Annotated in this window: 16 protein-coding genes and 3 pseudogenes; 14 read left to right on the forward strand and 5 right to left on the reverse strand. The window is 66.1% G+C overall.

Annotated elements, in window-relative coordinates:
* Positions 1-285 (forward strand): annotated as a pseudogene (locus AB0F77_RS27775) (flavodoxin family protein); the annotation flags it as partial.
* 104 nt (positions 286-389) lie between these two features.
* Entirely contained in the window at positions 390-608 is a 219-nt protein-coding gene (locus tag AB0F77_RS27780; RefSeq protein ID WP_358079755.1) for a hypothetical protein, read from the forward strand.
* Here AB0F77_RS27780 and AB0F77_RS27785 read toward each other — a convergent pair.
* Positions 607-746 (reverse strand): annotated as a pseudogene (locus AB0F77_RS27785) (RNA-binding protein); the annotation flags it as partial. The gene AB0F77_RS27780 and the pseudogene AB0F77_RS27785 sit on opposite strands and share 2 nt — an antisense overlap.
* 144 nt (positions 747-890) lie before the next feature.
* Here AB0F77_RS27785 and AB0F77_RS27790 point away from each other — a divergent pair.
* Positions 891-1,337 carry a flavoprotein gene (locus AB0F77_RS27790; protein WP_361954266.1) on the forward strand — a complete coding sequence of 149 codons (447 nt, stop codon included), beginning with the start codon at positions 891-893 and terminating at the stop codon, positions 1,335-1,337.
* Between the two features lie 345 nt (positions 1,338-1,682).
* Positions 1,683-2,441: a hypothetical protein gene (locus AB0F77_RS27795; RefSeq protein WP_361954268.1), complete on the forward strand. Its 759-nt coding sequence runs from the start codon at positions 1,683-1,685 to the stop codon at positions 2,439-2,441.
* Between the two features lie 2,281 nt (positions 2,442-4,722).
* On the opposite strand, the gene AB0F77_RS27800 is transcribed toward AB0F77_RS27795, so the two are convergent.
* The 4 genes and pseudogenes from AB0F77_RS27800 to AB0F77_RS27815 form a co-directional block, all read right to left on the reverse strand.
* Positions 4,723-6,342, reverse strand: a complete 1,620-nt coding sequence (locus tag AB0F77_RS27800; protein ID WP_361954270.1) for an ATP-binding protein — start codon at positions 6,340-6,342, stop codon at positions 4,723-4,725.
* A gap of 237 nt (positions 6,343-6,579) precedes the next feature.
* Positions 6,580-6,882 (reverse strand): annotated as a pseudogene (locus AB0F77_RS27805) (hypothetical protein); the annotation flags it as partial.
* Positions 6,883-6,941: 59 nt separating this feature from the next.
* Positions 6,942-7,367 carry an ATP-binding protein gene (locus AB0F77_RS27810; RefSeq protein ID WP_361954473.1) on the reverse strand — a complete coding sequence of 142 codons (426 nt, stop codon included), beginning with the start codon at positions 7,365-7,367 and terminating at the stop codon, positions 6,942-6,944.
* 45 nt (positions 7,368-7,412) lie between these two features.
* On the reverse strand, positions 7,413-7,820 hold the full coding sequence (locus tag AB0F77_RS27815; RefSeq protein ID WP_361954475.1) for an NUDIX hydrolase: 408 nt from the start codon (positions 7,818-7,820) through the stop codon (positions 7,413-7,415).
* Positions 7,821-7,930: 110 nt separating this feature from the next.
* Between AB0F77_RS27815 and AB0F77_RS27820 the strand changes: the two genes are divergently transcribed.
* The 10 genes from AB0F77_RS27820 (at position 7,931) to AB0F77_RS27865 (ending at position 14,828) form a co-directional block, all read left to right on the forward strand.
* Positions 7,931-8,719, forward strand: coding sequence for a GntR family transcriptional regulator (locus AB0F77_RS27820; protein WP_361954272.1), 789 nt, complete (start codon positions 7,931-7,933; stop codon positions 8,717-8,719).
* A 170-nt stretch (positions 8,720-8,889) separates the two neighbouring features.
* Positions 8,890-9,252 (forward strand): hypothetical protein, encoded by a 363-nt coding sequence (locus tag AB0F77_RS27825; protein ID WP_361954274.1) that lies wholly within the window; start codon positions 8,890-8,892, stop codon positions 9,250-9,252.
* Positions 9,252-10,631: an FtsK/SpoIIIE domain-containing protein gene (locus AB0F77_RS27830; RefSeq protein WP_361954276.1), complete on the forward strand. Its 1,380-nt coding sequence runs from the start codon at positions 9,252-9,254 to the stop codon at positions 10,629-10,631. The genes AB0F77_RS27825 and AB0F77_RS27830 overlap by 1 nt, the downstream gene beginning before the upstream one ends.
* A 66-nt stretch (positions 10,632-10,697) precedes the next feature.
* Positions 10,698-11,312, forward strand: coding sequence for a DUF2637 domain-containing protein (locus AB0F77_RS27835; protein WP_361954278.1), 615 nt, complete (start codon positions 10,698-10,700; stop codon positions 11,310-11,312).
* A gap of 17 nt (positions 11,313-11,329) precedes the next feature.
* Positions 11,330-11,521 carry a mobile element transfer protein gene (locus AB0F77_RS27840; protein WP_123975881.1) on the forward strand — a complete coding sequence of 64 codons (192 nt, stop codon included), beginning with the start codon at positions 11,330-11,332 and terminating at the stop codon, positions 11,519-11,521.
* Between the two features lie 15 nt (positions 11,522-11,536).
* A complete protein-coding gene (locus AB0F77_RS27845) occupies positions 11,537-11,731 on the forward strand; it encodes a hypothetical protein (protein ID WP_361954280.1) in 195 nt (64 codons plus the stop codon).
* A gap of 25 nt (positions 11,732-11,756) precedes the next feature.
* The gene (locus AB0F77_RS27850; RefSeq protein WP_361954282.1) at positions 11,757-12,011 is read left to right on the forward strand and encodes a SpdD protein; all 255 of its coding nucleotides are present in this window, start codon (positions 11,757-11,759) and stop codon (positions 12,009-12,011) included.
* 161 nt (positions 12,012-12,172) lie between these two features.
* Positions 12,173-13,453, forward strand: a complete 1,281-nt coding sequence (locus AB0F77_RS27855) for a replication initiator (protein WP_361954477.1) — start codon at positions 12,173-12,175, stop codon at positions 13,451-13,453.
* Positions 13,450-13,662: an excisionase family DNA-binding protein gene (locus tag AB0F77_RS27860; protein WP_361954284.1), complete on the forward strand. Its 213-nt coding sequence runs from the start codon at positions 13,450-13,452 to the stop codon at positions 13,660-13,662. The genes AB0F77_RS27855 and AB0F77_RS27860 overlap by 4 nt, the downstream gene beginning before the upstream one ends.
* Entirely contained in the window at positions 13,662-14,828 is a 1,167-nt protein-coding gene (locus AB0F77_RS27865; protein WP_361954286.1) for a tyrosine-type recombinase/integrase, read from the forward strand. Before AB0F77_RS27860 ends, AB0F77_RS27865 begins: the two co-directional genes overlap by 1 nt.
* Positions 14,829-15,208: the final 380 nt, after the last annotated feature.

Raw genomic sequence — 15,208 nt, forward strand, 5'->3', positions numbered from 1 at the left:
GCCATGAACGTCCTCTACAGCCTGCAACACCTGGGCTACACCATCCCGCCCCAGGCGGACGCCGGATGGATCGGCGAGGCGGGCCCCGGCCCCTCCTACCTCGACCCCGGCTCGGGCGGCCCCGAGAACGACTTCACCAACCGCAACACCACCTTCATGACCTGGAACCTGCTGCACCTGGCCCGCGCGCTGAAGGACCTCGGAGGCATTCCCGCCTACGGCAACCAGCGCACCGCCTGGGACGCCGGCTGCCGCCGCGACTACGAGAACCCCGAGCACCGGTAGCGATATGCCGAAGGCGTGGACCGTACGCGGGGGTCCGGCAAACGCATCGAATCTCGACGTACATGTATGGGGACGTCGAGCCGAAGACGGGGTTCGGGTCGCCGATGACCGGCCTGGGCAGCGGCCTGCGCTCCCGGGACCTGCTGATCTTCGCCATCGTCGACACGGTTCTCGTCGCCGGTCGCGTGGTCACACGCGAGGGCATGCGGGTAACCGTGGATCTGCAGGCGCTGCGGACCCGACCGGTGGAATCACGCGACCGCACCCGGCCCGGCCCGGCATGTCAATCGCCTTGGCGCCGCGTGGAGTTCAAGGGGCGGTGAGTTGTTTGTCGCGGGCGGCGTTCGGGTTGACGTTGGCGGGACCCTCGCCCTCCAGCAGGGCATCGGGTTCGGATACTCGCCGACCCGCTCGACGTTGACCTCGCAGGTCTCGTCGGTGCCCTTGACGCGGAATCGGATGGGCGCTGGTGCGGTGATCAGGTGGTCGATCTCGGCTGCGGAGTATGCGCGGAAGAAGTGGCGGGACTCCGACATGGCCGCCCGCGACCGCCGCCGTGCCCTACCGGAACCGCATCACTTCCGTCGCCAACCGGGAGCCCCTGCGTGAGCGTGCCGAACACATCGGAGAAGAAGCCCTTCCTCTACGTCGTCGTGTGCGCGTACGGCATCGCCGGCGACGTCGGCAAGCTGATCACGGCTGCCCAGGAACGGCACTGGGACGTCGGGGTGATCGCCACCCCGCAGGGGCTGGGCTTCCTCGACGCCGGGGTGATCGAAGCCCGGACCGGCCATCCGGTCCGCTCCGCCTGGCGCACGCCCGGCGAGGCCCGCCCTCTGCCGTCCGCAGACGCGATCGCCGTCGCCCCGGCCACCTTCAACACGGTCAACAAATGGGCCACCGGCATCTCGGACACCCTCGCCCTGGGCATCCTGGTCGGCTCGTACGAGCCGCACCGGCGCAAGGCGGGTGGGGGCGTTGATCGTTTCCGGTGGGAGGAGGCATTGGAGTTGTTGGAACCCGAAGCGGATCAGAAGCGCGCCATTGGTTAGCCGACCCTGGCTCACAGCAGGAAGCTGTGGCCGTGCCGGCGAAGACACCGTCCGTGGAGCGGGTGACGAGAATCGAACTCGCGCTCTCAGCTTGGGAAGCTGCGGGCACTTGGGGGCGGTTGGGGCACTGACCTGGGCTGACGGTCGCTGCGCGGCCTGGCTGGCCCCAGCGGCTTTCACCGTGGTTCCCCGCTGTTCCCCGCTCGATCTGGTGTGCTTGTGGTGCGGTCACGGGTGCAGGCTGGGCGTCTGGTCCGTTGGGAAGCATGAGAGGGTCTGGCGCCTGTTGTCAGTGTGCGCGCCTAAGTTGGGTCACCAGGATGGGCATTGCTCTGGGGAGGGGCTTTGGGAGCCAAGACGGGACTGCTGGTGTACGCCGACGGCGGCATACCGGGGCTGCTGCGACGAGTGGGGCCGGCGGACCGTGACCGGACGGCCGCCATGATGCGGCGGCTGTATCCGGGTTGGGAGATCAAGGAGTGCGAAGGCTCGACTCTCTGGGACGGCGTGTACCCCCCGAAGGGAACGGCGTACGCGGCCAGCTGGCCTGGCGTGGAGGTCATCGGTGATCAGGGGGTGATGATCGACCTCCCCTCCCAGCTCCCGCAGCACCTGGTGGCGGCAAGCGCCGGCCGACGGCTCGTCCTGCACGCCATGCACAGCGTCGTCGACTGGCTGGCGTTCGCCGTGTGGGAGGACGGGCGCCTGGTCCGCTCGCTGAGCCTGTCCCCGGACAGCGGCATCATCGAGAACATCGGCGAACCGCTCCCCTTCGAACTGCCTTACTGGGCCGGAAACCGCCAGGCTGACAGCATGCCCTGGCCCGATGAAGACGAAGATCCCTATCCCCTGCCTTTTCACCCCCTGGAGCTGGGCGAGGACGCGTTGCGAGCGCTCTGCGGCTTCATCCAGGAGGGGCGCCCCGAGCCCGATGACGTCGATGCAGACGCCATCGAGCTGTACGGATTCCATACGCGGGACCCCCACGGACCCGATCCCGAAGAACAGGAAGCGGCATTGCGCAGAGCTATGGAAGCCATGGCCCCGCCGCGCGCCTACACACTGGGCCCTGATGGTTCACTGATCAAGCACGACGGCCTTTAGCTCACGACCCCTTCGGCCCGAAGCAACTTGGGTGGGAGCTCTGCCCTGGGACGGTACGCCTCTCACCTGCTGCCATGGTCCGCTGGCGTCCGCGCTTGCCCGCCGCTGTTCGTCGGCGTTGGCACGCAGTTAGATACTCACTGCTCTTGCTGGTCGCACGCTAGGCCGGCGTACTCCGTCGCTCTCGGCATCGCCGACCGGTCGGGTGTGACCCCAGCCAACCGGGTTGACGTAGCGGCCTCTTCGGGCAGTCACGTTGGCGAGTTAGCCGGGGCCAGCTGCGCGGTCGGACAGACGTGCTCAGGAGCAGGTTCGCCCGATGGCATTGATATCAGTCGTGCACGTCAGCAGCCTCGTGATCACCCTCCGAGTCGACCGCCCCCTTTCGAACTCGCCGTGCTGCAGACAGTGCAGTGGCCACTACGGCAGATCCGGTCGTCAACGGGGTTGCAAGGCCGGGAGTGATCCAGACCAGGCCGACCGTCAGCGCTCCGAGTGCGGCTACCAGGCCCACCGTGGGAAGAGACGACGAGGTCTGGGTCAGCAAGCGCTTCGGACGTACATTCATGGGTGCACCTCTTCATGACGCGCGAACGATGGTGTTGAGCGGCCTCCGGTGCCACGGGGGCCGCTCGCTACTTTCCGGCACTTCTGGCATCGGCTTGAGAGATCTCGAAGCACCCTTTGGCCCGCATGACACCCAGGCGGTTGTCTCCATGGGGAAAAGAAGAGCTGGTCGCCCCAGGTTTGCCGTAGGTTGTCACATGCGGGCCAAAGGGTTGCAGATTTGATGGCAACCCTTTGGCCCGCATGAGGACCCCAGCATTGATGGAGCAAGCTCCGTTAGTGCTGGTTGGGACCTTCCGGGGAGACTCGCGCGTGCGGGCTAAAGGGTTGGATGAGGGGGATGGTGTCCAGATACATCACTCGGCTCAGCGGTCGCCTGAACAGGCTCGAATCGCTTCAGTCGCAGATTTGGGCCGCCGGCCAGGACCTGACTGTCATGCAGAGCAGCAGTGTCAGGCCAAGCATGATCAGGATTCGGACGGACCTTTTCCATGGAAGAAAGGGGCGCAAGCCACCCATTGCCAACATAGCTGCACCAAAGGGGGTAAATCTGCAAGTTTATCTCCTCTTGCTTTTCGAGGCCCAGTGCCGCAAAAGAGTTGGAATCTCAGGACCGACGGAGATTCCGCTCTTCCCGGAAGACCCGGAAGAGGTGTCATGGGACAAGATCGTCGTATCTCAGGCGGCGGATAACTCGCATGGGAAATCTCGTACGACAGCACGGCAAAACAAGCTGCGGCAGATCAAGTCAGCGTTTCGGCGCCTTGAAGAGGAAGGCCTAGTGAAGATGGTGTGCGCGCCAGCCGGCGGGCCATCCAGAGCAATCCCTCTACATGAATCTGGAGTCGTTCCCGGCGGGGGCGAATCTTATGAATATTCAATCCCTGAAGGCACATACGCTACGGTGAGCGTACCTCAGTCCTTTTTTGCGAAGGGGTGGATTTACTGCCTCACTCCATCGGAAATTCATCTGTATTTTGCACTGCTGCACCTTCAGAGACGCAACCCCACTGGCCATCGGGAATCTGGTGTCTATTGTGCTGGAGTCGGACGCTCGCGCGACTATGCGATGTCGCGCGACGTATATGAGTCGCATCTACTCCTTGCCAAGTTCGGATTGATTTCCAAAGTACGGAATCCGATGAGACATGAGGACGGAAGGGTCAAAGCATTTGGTGCTCTGGAGGAACGTGGCCTACCTCTGCCTGCTCACAGGTTTCAACTGCGCCCACCAGTCGCGCTAATGAGAAATGCGTTTGAACAGGTAGCAAGGGGCATCACCTGGGATCTGGCAGAGAGATCCAGAAAGGAACTACCAGCGGCGCGCCCGTGAGTGATGGGGCGGCGGAGCCACATTACACGAGTCCGTTCTTGTCTTCCTACTCCTAGTCTTACCGAGGTGGCCCGGCGACCTTCGGTGGTCGAGATGGTCGGCGACAAGCCTGAGGGACTGGCATTGCGAATCGTTGGCCACTGTTGAGCGTGGACGGCCCAGAGGTGCGCCAGGCGTCGCGCTTACACGGGCGCACCCGGTGGGCGGTGATGCGTTTTGATGCGGCCTGCGTGAACCTCAGCCGATGACAGCCAGCCACGACGGCGGGGAGACTGCCTACCACGGCGCGCGTATGCCTCGCTGCACCCCCATTGACCTCAGCCATGCTGTCGATGTTTTCAACCAGAGCAAGACGCGACCGCAGTACCATTTTCGAAACTATCAAGCCGAGTTTTGGCCGCAGCATTTTTTGTACTTCAGTCCGCTGCCGCAAGAGCACGGCCTATTTCGTGCAGGGCCAACGACGGCCCTGCGCGCCTTCAACTTCTTGGGAATTTTTAGGATGTCACTCTCTGGCTGCGTCTCCCGCTCTGTCCCAACTGTGGGCGGAGCCGATACGGTTTCCTGTGCTGGAGGAACATCGGACTCGCCGTTAGCGGTGTCGACAGATGGCACCTTGCGCCAGGCAGACTTATTACCTCGCTTTCCGGGGACCATTTCGATCTTTCCGGCTTTGCGTAGGGCGTAGAAGACATCCTTCATGCTGTTCTCAGAACCGATACCAGTGAGACTCCGCCCCGTGGAGTTCGTGATCTCCTCATGGTTATCCAGGTACTCCATGACGATCTCATGAGGACGCGCAAGAGGCGTGTGTCCTAGATCCACTACGAAGTAGTTACCCTCGATCGAAAAGACAGGAGACTGCAGCCGGGCCTCCGCCATTTTTGCTACAACTGTACGCAACCCCTCGCCGATATCCTTATTCGGTGGATCGGGGTACTTATTGAGCAGACGTACGATCGTCGGGTTCCTGGAGAACCGATCTTGAAGCAGATTTTCCAGCGTCATGCTTCCCGGCAAAGACCCGGGGCTACGAACCTCGACCCGATTGTCGAATACGTAGACAAGGATGTCGTCAGAGATGTTGTAGTCGCGATGAATTACCGCATTGACGATAATCTCTTTGAGGACCTCTGGGGGGTACTTTACAGGCGACATTTCTCCGGTGGGCTGCAGTACCGAAACTGACTCGATTAGGCTAGTGACCGCCGAGATCGTCTCGTCGATTACTACACGAGCCGGCCCCTCGACTGTGAGGGGGGTATGTGCCAGATGTTCCCGACGCGGCTCCCTCTCCTTTGTGTTATATCGCGCGATCTTAACTGCGCAACGCTTAGGGACAACGGCGGGGGGTGATTCTGCGTAGAGGATTCCTGCGGAGACCTTTGCGGCGCCAGAGTCTCTGTCGATGAGACGTTGCTTCCGGACGAAAATGTCAGGAGGTGTAGATGGACTGTATGACCTCAGGAAATAAGCCAGCTCGTCTTCAACGATTAGGTCTTCCTTGTCGTAGTCTGCAAGCAGTTGATCCTCATACGTGCGGGCACCTTTTGCGAGACTAAGATCTGTGACTGCCTGACCTGTGATCGAGAGGGTAGACGCCCCGCGTCTCACGTAGACTTTTTTATCTGCAGTGAAATGGACGCTTTCGCTCTTTCGGATGCTGACTAGGCATGCCAACCCCTGACCTTCACGCCCCTGGATACTTAGGTACTCGATTGAGTAAGGCGCAGGTGGCTCGATGTCACGGGCGAGAGCTTCAAGCACTATTGTCGCATCTTCAATGTTGTCGTACCCTTGCCATCTATCCAAGCCGACAGCTTGTTTTCCCCTGTCCTCGATACCGACGATGAATTCACCGCCATCCGAGTTTGCGAGGCCCGCCCCAATCTTCTGGATTACTGTTCCCTTGCTTTGCGCGCTTTTGTGATCCCAGAAATGCGATTCCTCACGCTCGATAAGTGCCAGAGCGTCTGACGCAGGGATGGTCCGCCTCTCCATATGGAGATTCTATGAGATGTTCCGTCAGATGGGAGCAGATCGAGACGAGTTGGAAGGTCTGACTGTTAGCCAGCGGCCCGCGAGTCACAGGCCACCCAGCAGCCCCCGCACCTTCCGGCTTCAGCGGGCAAATCGTCCGGAGTGCGGCGCGGGCGCCGGCCGGGCTGGAGCGGGGCGGAGACAGGAGCGCAGGCCCGGCCGGGGGCCGGGCCGCGCGCGGGGAGCAGAGCGAGCCGCCTTGAAGGCGTAGGCGCAGGCTGGGAGTTCGGTGTCTTGGCGGTGGGCCAGTGGTAGGAAGATGACTGGGCGGATCGTCCACGTGATGCGTGTGCTGGCCTGGGTGACGGACACCGTGCTGGGTTCTAAGCGCAGCAGGGCTCGTCGTGTTTCGGTGCGGCCGTCGTGGAGCCAGGCCCAGACCTCGTCTGAGGCGTCCGGGTCGAGTGCCGGTGAGATGGTGCGCAGGGCGATGGCGACCCATCTGTCTGCCTGGGGTGCGGAGTAGGCGTCGAAGGATGCCCGGAGTGCCGGCCACTGCATCCCGTCGGCGAGGTCTTCGGCCCAGCACTCGCACCAGAAGCCTCGTCAGGGCTTGTCCATCAGCACGGGTGGCCTCCCCGCTGGGCGTTCACGAAGAGTTCCGCGGTGACCGTGTAGCCGCCGCCCGCGCCCTGGACGACGACCCTGTGCGCGAGGGCGCTGACCATGCCCAGGCCTCGGCCGTGCTCGGCGTCCTGGTCCTGGTGCTCGACCTTCGGGGCGTCGCCGCCTCCGTCGTCCGTCACCGACAGCGCGATCACCTGCGGTGCCACCGCCACGGCCAGGTGGAAGCTCCCGCGCTCCCCGCCGCTGCTCGTGTGCAGTAGGGCGTTCGTGCTCAGCTTGCTCACGATCAGGGCTGCGTCGTCCGCCAGGGGCGATCCGCGCAGGATGTCTCTCGTCCAGCGGCGGGCCCGGCTGACCTCTTCCGGAAATCCTGGGCAAGTCAGTCCCCAGACTCGGACTCGACTCGTATACTCATGTATACAAGTTCCTTCGTGCTGCTAGGCCGCATGTGCAGCGGGTTCGGGCTAGACGAGATTCACGCCGTCGTGGGCGCGGACGGCCGGCGGGGTCATTGCGTCGAGTGCGTCCAGGACGCGGATCGCGTATGCCTCGTCGGCAAGGTCGGTGACTTCTTCGCGGGTGGCCCAGCGCAGGGCGCGGGTCTCGTCGCCGGTCGTGGGCGTGCCGTCTGCGGCCTCGCAGCGGAAGACCAGGGAGACGATCAGGCCCGTCATGTTCTTGTAGACACCGGTCAGAGTCGCCGGAAGAGCGATCTTGATGCCGGTCTCTTCGAGGACCTCGCGTTGCAGGGCCTCGGGGATGGTCTCCTCGCGTTCGAGGACACCGCCCGGCGGCTCCCACTTGCCGTTGTCACGACGCTGGATCAGGAGGGCACGGCCCTGGGCGTCGACAATGACCCCGGCGACGCTCACAGAGTGCGGGCGTTCTGTGCTCACGTTCCTCGGCCCTCCCGGATGGCTAGGCTCTCCACCGTAGCAACTTCACTCGCCCACTCGTCTAGATACCTAAAGGAGTACACACAGTGAGCCCTCTTTCTTCGGGCCTCCTCGGTGATCTCGACCCCACGAGCGATCGTGCGGTCTTCCGGCAGATCGCCGACCAACTGCGCGAGGCCATCGACCGCGGGCGATTCCGCGAGGGTGAGAAACTGCCCTCCGAAGCGGAGCTGGTCGAGCACTACGGGGTCTCCCGGATGACCGTCCGCAACTCCTTCTCCATCCTCACCGGCGAAGGCCTGGTCCACGCCGAGCACGGCAAGGGTGTCTTCGTCCGGCCCCGGCCGCCCGTGCGGCGCCTCGCGTCCGACCGGTTCGCTCGGCGCCATCGTGAGCAGGGGAAGTCCGCGTTCATCGTGGAGGCGGACGCCGCCGGCAGTCACCCCCAGGTCGACAGCCTTGAGGTCAAGGAAGAGAAGGCCAGTCAGGACGTCTCCACCCGGCTCGGGTCCGTCCGGCGCGTGCTGGCCCGGCGGCGCCGGTATCTGCTGGACGGGCGACCCGTGGAGTTCGCTACCTCCTACCTCCCCCTCGACATCGCCCGCGGCACCCAGATCGCCGAACCCAACCCCGGCCCCGGCGGCATCTACGCCCGCCTGGAAGAGCTGGGCCACCGCCTCGACCACTTCGAAGAGGAGATCCGCGCTCGGATGCCCTCGCCCTCCGAGGTCAAGACGCTGCACCTCGCGGCCGGCGTGCCCGTGATCCATCTGATCCGGACCGCCTTCGACACCGAGGGACGGGCGGTCGAAGTGTGCGACACGGTGATGGCGGCGGACGCCTACGTGCTGTCGTACAAGCTTCCTGCGACCTGATCGTCATGGTTTGCGGTGGTGCGCGGTGGATGCTTCCTCAACTCGTACACCCCGTCACGCTTACTCGTATAGACGAGTGGGCAAGTTGTGTGGCAGGGTGATCGTCATGAGCCCGGGAGATCGGGTTCGCGGACCGCTACATGTATAGACGAGTGGATAGGAAGTGTTTCGTGCGCACCATCCGTGTGGAGACCACCGCAGCCACGATTCTGCTGACCGAGGCCCCGGAGCCGAAGGTCCGCGACCGCCAGACCGGCGAGATCGCCAAGGACGCAGTGAGCGGGGAGGCGCTGATGACCATCGGCGTCGTCTACATCGAGGACGGGGAGTCCGCCCTGATCAAGGTCACCGTTCCCGAGGGCGGTGTCTCCGAAGGGCTCGTCCTCGGCTCGCCCGTCTCGCTGCCGGGACTCATCGCCCGACCGTGGGAGTCCGTGTTCAACGGCCAGCAGCGTCACGGCATCGCCTACCGCGCCGCCGCCGTCACCCCGGCCGCCTTCCCGGTCAGCGCCGGGACTGGGGCTGCTGCCTGATGTCCGACCTGACGACATTCCTGGAGGTGGGTGGTCCCCTCGCCGCGTTCGGCGGTGGGGCCGCCTACACCCGGGCCAAGCACTCGGCGGTCTACTGGTCCGTGGTCGGCGGCCCGATGTCCACGGTCCGCATGCTCAGCTCGTACGCCTCCGTCATGGAAGCCTGCGGCCTGACCGTGGCGCCCTCCCGGCTCAGGGTCCTCGCCGTCAAGGCCACCACCCGGCGTGAGGTCCGACCGGTCCCGCCCCGCCGGGGCATCCTCCGTCCCACCTCGACCGGGTTACGGCTCCGCCTCCGCCTCGCCCCCGGACAGGAACCTGCCGACGTCGCCGCCTCGGCCGAACGCCTGCGGCACGCCTGGGGAGTTCACGCCGTCTACGTGACCACCGTCAAACCGGGCGTCGTAGAACTGCGGCTCGTCGGGTACGACGTCCTGCGCCGGGTCCGGATGCCTCGCAAGACCGGCGGCGGTTTCCTCAAGGTGCCGGTGGCGCTGCGCGAGGACGCCATGCCCTTCGTACGCGACTACCGCAGCGTTCCCCACCAACTCACCCTCGGCGCCACCCTGTCCGGCAAGTCCATGTACCTGCGCCACCTCATCTCTGGACTTGCCCGGCAAGAAGGCGTCGCGCTCGTCGGAATCGACTGCAAGCGCGGCGTCGAACTGGCTCCCTTCGCCGCCCGCCTTTCCGCCCTCGCCACCGACCCGGACGAAGCCGCTGAACTGCTGCCCGTGCTGGTGAAGGAAATGGAGGACCGATACGACCTGATCAAGGCCCACCAGGGCATCGCCCCGGACACCCGCAACGAAGAGATCACCTCCGACATCTGGGGCCTTCCCGACGCCCAACGCCCCTCCCCCATCGTTTTGTTCATCGACGAGGTGGCGGAACTCTTCCTCACCGCGAGCCACAAAGACGAAGACCGCCGCGACGAGATGGTCACCCAGCTCATCCGCCTCGCCCAGCTCGGCTGCGCCGCCGGCATCTACCTCGAAGTCTGCGGCCAGCGCTTCGGCGCCGAACTCGGCAAGGGCGCCACCATGCTCCGCGCCCAGCTCACCGGTCGTGTCTGCCACCGCGTCAACGACGAGGCCTCCGCCAAGATGGCCCTCGGTGACATCGCACCCGAAGCCGTCTACGCCGCCTGCTCCATCGCCCCCGAGACACCCGGCCTCGCGGTGGCGGGCGACACCTCCGGTGGCTGGTCCCGCATCCGCACGCCCTACCTCTCCCTCGCCGATGCTGCGGCCATTTGCCAGGACTCGGCCGACCTGGTCCCCGACGTCTCTGCCCTCAAGCCCTTCCGGCCCGACGTCCCCGTACGACCGCTCACCACGCCGAGCCCCGTCGTGCAGCCGCCCCCCGTCACCGACTGACCCCCTCCCGGCCTCTTCGCGCCATGCCCCTACCCCTCCATGCCCGAAACCGGAAGGAGCCGCATCATGCGCGCCCAGCTGGCCCGCGTCGACGCGGTGCTCGTACAGGCGCTCATCGCCGCCGCGCTGTCCTTCGCTCACCTCCACGACGTCGCCTCGGCGGCCGGACAGGACGGATGGAAAGCCTGGGCCTACCCCGTCTCCGTCGACCTGCTGCTCGTCGCCGCCTGGCGCCGTCTGCGCACCGGCACCACGAAGGCCTCCGCCTGGTGCTGGTTCGTCATCGCCCTCGTCGCATCCCTCGGTGCGAACGTCGCCACCGCCGGCCTTCTCGACCTCGGCGACGTCCCCGCCTGGCTGCGCATCCTCGTCGCCGGATGGCTGGCCGTCGCCTTCCTCGGCGGCACCCTCCTCGCCCACACAACGCCCAAGGCACCCACCGCCATAGAGACCACCGATGACGACCAGGAGGAAGAGCCCGAACCGACTCCGGAGACGCAGGCCGATGAACGACTGTCCGCACTCCCAACCGTCCCGGTCCCGGCTGCCCTCGTCGCGCACGCCCGCAAGGTCGCCAGCGAGCACCACACCCACACCGGCAATCCCATCGACACCCCAACCCTCCGCGCCCGCCTCGGCGTACCGGCCCCCATGGCCGAAGCCATCACTGCCCAGCTCTGAAAGGAGAACCAGGACTCGTGACCGCCAACCGCCGCTTCCGCAACGTCACCCGCATCGGCCCCGTCCAGGTCGGCACCGCCTACGACGACCGGGGCCGCGAGAAGCACACCGCCGCCTGCACCGCTCCGCGCTGCGGCTTCTCCGCCGACTACGACAGCCGCGCCGCCGCCGAACTCGCCGCCCGCACCCACCGCTGCCCCGTCCGCTGAAAGGACCCGCACCCCGTGACCCTCAACCTGCCACTCGTCGTCGTCCTCGGCTTCTTCGCCTGGCCGGCCATCAAGTACCTCGGCGTCCGCACCTGGATCGTTGTCCTGGTCGCCCTCTTCGGCTTCTGGCTCTCCCACACCTTCCTCGCCCCCGCCATCGAATCCGGCACGCGCAGCGGCGTGACCGTCATTAACGGCTCACATGACTAGACGAGTAGATAAGGAGATGGCTGCCGTGTTCCTGCCGAAGTACCCAGACAACCCCACACCGCCGCCCGCACACACCTGCACCCCCACTTCGACCGGCCCGGCGCCCGCGCGGCGCTCCGCGCTACCGGCCGTTTCCGTCAGCACCGGCGCCGTCGTCGCCGTCATCACGGGCGGCGTGGTCCTCACCGCGCTGCTGACCGCCGTCGCCGTGTCGGCCATCTCCGTGGCCGTCGCCGCCGTGGTCCTGCGCTCTTTGCTGCGCGAACACAACCGGCGCTGATCCCTCCGCCTGACCCCTGGGGCGGCCACGACACCGCCAAGCATCCGGCCGCCCCGGGGCCCGTCACTCCTGACCGAGCCAGCCATAAGGAGCCAGCCATCTTCACCCGCACCACCCCGCCCCCGCTCCGCGAACTCACCAACCTCGCTTCCGGCGGCACCCTGCCCGGTATCCTCCGCCAGCTCTCCGGCCTCGGCGGCTGCACCAACCCTGTCCGCCTCGACGGCAACCGCACCGAGTACGACGTCGACACCACGACCGGCGAGATCGGCCGCATCCTCCAGCACCTCAACTCGACCGACCTGCCCGCCGGCCAACTCCTCGTCCGCTGCAACAACCGCCGCACGACCCGCTGCGCTGCCTGCGCCGAGGTCTACCGCCGCGACACCTTCCACCTGATCAGCACTGGACTCCGGGGCGGCAAGGGCACCCCGGAACAGGTCGCCGCGCACCCCGGCGTCTTCGCCACCTTCACCGCACCCGGCTTCGGCCCCGTCCACAACCGCCGCACCGACGGCCGTGCCTGCCGCTGCGGCACCCACCACGACCAGAACGACGACGCCCTCGGCACCCCGCTCGACCCCGAGGCCTACGACTACGAAGCGGCCGTGCTCTGGAACGCCCAGGCTGGTGCCCTCTGGCGGCGCTTCTCGATCTACCTCCGCCGTGAGGTCGCCAAGCGCGCAGGCCTCTCGCAACGCCGCCTCCGCGACCACGCCCGCGTCTCCTTCGCCAAGGTCGCCGAATACCAGAAGCGCGGCGCCGTCCACTTCCACGCCGTCATCCGCCTCGACGGCCCTCAAGGCGGGGACACCCCACCCCCCCCATGGGCCACCGCCGAACTCCTCGCCGACGCCATCCAAGCCGCCACGGCCAAGGTCCATGTCGACGGCCCGACCCTCGACGGCCGCATCCACACCTTCACCTTCGGCCGCCAACTCGACGTACGCACCATCCGATCCGCCGACTTCAACGACGGCCAGGAGGTGACCGAACGGGCCGTAGTGGCGTACATCGCGAAGTACGCCACCAAGGGCGCCGAGACCGCCACGGGAGCTCTCGACCGGCCGCTGAAGTTCGCCGCCGAACTCGCCCAGCTCGACATCAGCGACCACGCCCGCCGCCTCATCCGAACCGCCTGGACCCTCGGCGCACGCAAGGACCTCGAACACCTCCGCCTGCGCGCCTGGGCCCACATGCTCGGCTTCCGCGGCCACTTCTCCACCAAATCCCGCCGCTACTCCACCACTCTCGGCGCCCTCCGCGACGCCCGCGCCGAATGGCGCCGAGCCCAAGCGGTAGCACCCGCCAACCCTCAGCCGGGCACGACATACGTCCTCGCGCACTGGGTCTTCGCCGGCACCGGCCTCAGCTCCGCCGAGACCTGGCTCGCCGCATCCCTTGCACCAGCCCCCGGAACGGAAGGAGAACCCACCGCATGACCGACCGCTACCTGTCCGTCGACCAGGTCGCCGAGTTGCTCGGCACGACCGCCCGCTTTCCCCGGCGGCTGATCGAAGAACGGCGCATCTGGTACGTGAAGGTCGGTCGGCACGTACGCATCCCCGAGAGTGCGATCAACGAGTACATCGGCACCCGGACCGTCGAACCGATCCGGCTTCGCCGCACCAGCGTCCGGAGGGCTGCCTGATGGCCAACAAGAAGGGCAACCGCAGACGCTTCGGAGCGGTCCGCCAGTACCGCTCCGGCCGCTGGACGGCCTCGTATCTCGGCCCGGACGGTGAACGCATCCGCGCTGAGGAGACCTTCGAGACCAAGAAGGACGCGGAGATCTGGCTGTCCCAGGTAGAAGCGGACCTCACCCGCGGCGACTGGCGGGCCCCCGACGCGGGAGCGGTCAACTTCCGCACGTACGCCGACAAGTGGGTCGAAGAGCGGGAACTGTCCATCCGTACCGTGGACCTGTACGAGGACCTCCTCAGGGTCCACATCTTCCCCGCCTTCGCCGCCCTCGACCTGGACGAGATCACCGCTCCTCGCATCCGTGAATGGCGCACTGAACGGCTGCGGGCGACCAGCGCAAAGACGACCGTCGCCAAGGCGTACCGGCTCGTCAAAGCCATCATGGAAACCGCCGTCGATGACGAACTGATCAGCCACAACCCGTGCCGGATCAAGGGCGCGGGCAAGGAGTCGGCCGCTGAGCGTCGTATCGCGACCCTCGCCCAGGTCGACGCCCTCGCGGACGCGATCGGGATTCGCTGGCGCCTCATGGTCTACCTCGGTGCGTACGGTCCGATGCGGCCCGAGGAACTCGCCGGCCTCCGCCGCCGTGACGTCGACCTCGACAAACTGCTGATCCGTGTCCGCGTCGCCGAGCCCGAGCGGACCAATGGCAAGCGGGCTCCCGGCGAGACCAAGACCGATGCGGGCGTCCGTGCGGTCGTCCTCCCGGCCTTCCTCCATAAGGACCTGCGGCGACACCTCGACTGGTACGCCGAAAAGGGGCCCGATGGTCTCCTCTTCATCGGCGAGAAGGGAGCCGCCTTCCGCCGCACCTCCTTCGGGCGGAAGTGGCGCCGTGCCCGCGAGGTTGTCGGCCTCCCGGAAGGATTCCGGTTCTACGACCTTCGTCACACTGGTCACACGCTCTCGACCCGTTCGGGCGCCACCCTCAAAGACACGATGGTCCGCGCCGGCCAGTCGTCCGAGAAAGCCGCGATGATCTACCAGCACTCCGACGACGAGCGGCAACGGGAGGTCGCCGCCGGGCTGGACGGGATGGTGCGGGCCGAGCGTGCGAAGCACTACAAGGACGGCCGCCCGCACCACACGCAGGAGTCCTCAGCGGGCTAATGGTGCGCCAGCGGTGCGGCCCCCGCCCACCGGTCTAGACAACAAAGAACCCCCGGGTCCACGACCTGGGGGTTTCTGCTGGAGCGGGTGACGAGAATCGAACTCGCGCTCTCAGCTTGGGAAGCTTGGGTTCTTTGGCAGTGGTTGCTGAACTGACCTGCGGCGGAGCGGTATCGGAGCCTTGCCGCGGCCATGGCCACTCCCCGCTGTTCCCCGTGGTTCCCCGCAGGATCTGGCACGCGAATGGCACGGTCCCCTCGCCTCAAGCGTTCCTTGACGAAGCTGGCCCCGGAGTGTCTGAGCCTTAGCCGACGACAGTCAGCCACGATGGCGGGTCAGCCGACCGTGCAGGCGCGCGTGTGCCTCGCTGTACCCCCGCC

The organism is Streptomyces sp. NPDC026672, assembly GCF_040638185.1.
Taxonomy (GTDB): Bacteria; Actinomycetota; Actinomycetes; order Streptomycetales; family Streptomycetaceae; genus Streptomyces.

What these genes read in the sequence shown, in the direction of transcription:
- AB0F77_RS27780 (WP_358079755.1), top strand. Translation starts at nt 390, where the DNA reads ATGACCGGCCTGGGCAGCGGCCTGCGCTCCCGGGACCTGCTGATCTTC.
- AB0F77_RS27800 (WP_361954270.1), bottom strand. Translation starts at nt 6,342, where the DNA reads ATGGAGAGGCGGACCATCCCTGCGTCAGACGCTCTGGCACTTATCGAG.
- AB0F77_RS27830 (WP_361954276.1), top strand. Translation starts at nt 9,252, where the DNA reads ATGTCCGACCTGACGACATTCCTGGAGGTGGGTGGTCCCCTCGCCGCG.
- AB0F77_RS27835 (WP_361954278.1), top strand. Translation starts at nt 10,698, where the DNA reads ATGCGCGCCCAGCTGGCCCGCGTCGACGCGGTGCTCGTACAGGCGCTC.
- AB0F77_RS27860 (WP_361954284.1), top strand. Translation starts at nt 13,450, where the DNA reads ATGACCGACCGCTACCTGTCCGTCGACCAGGTCGCCGAGTTGCTCGGC.
- AB0F77_RS27865 (WP_361954286.1), top strand. Translation starts at nt 13,662, where the DNA reads ATGGCCAACAAGAAGGGCAACCGCAGACGCTTCGGAGCGGTCCGCCAG.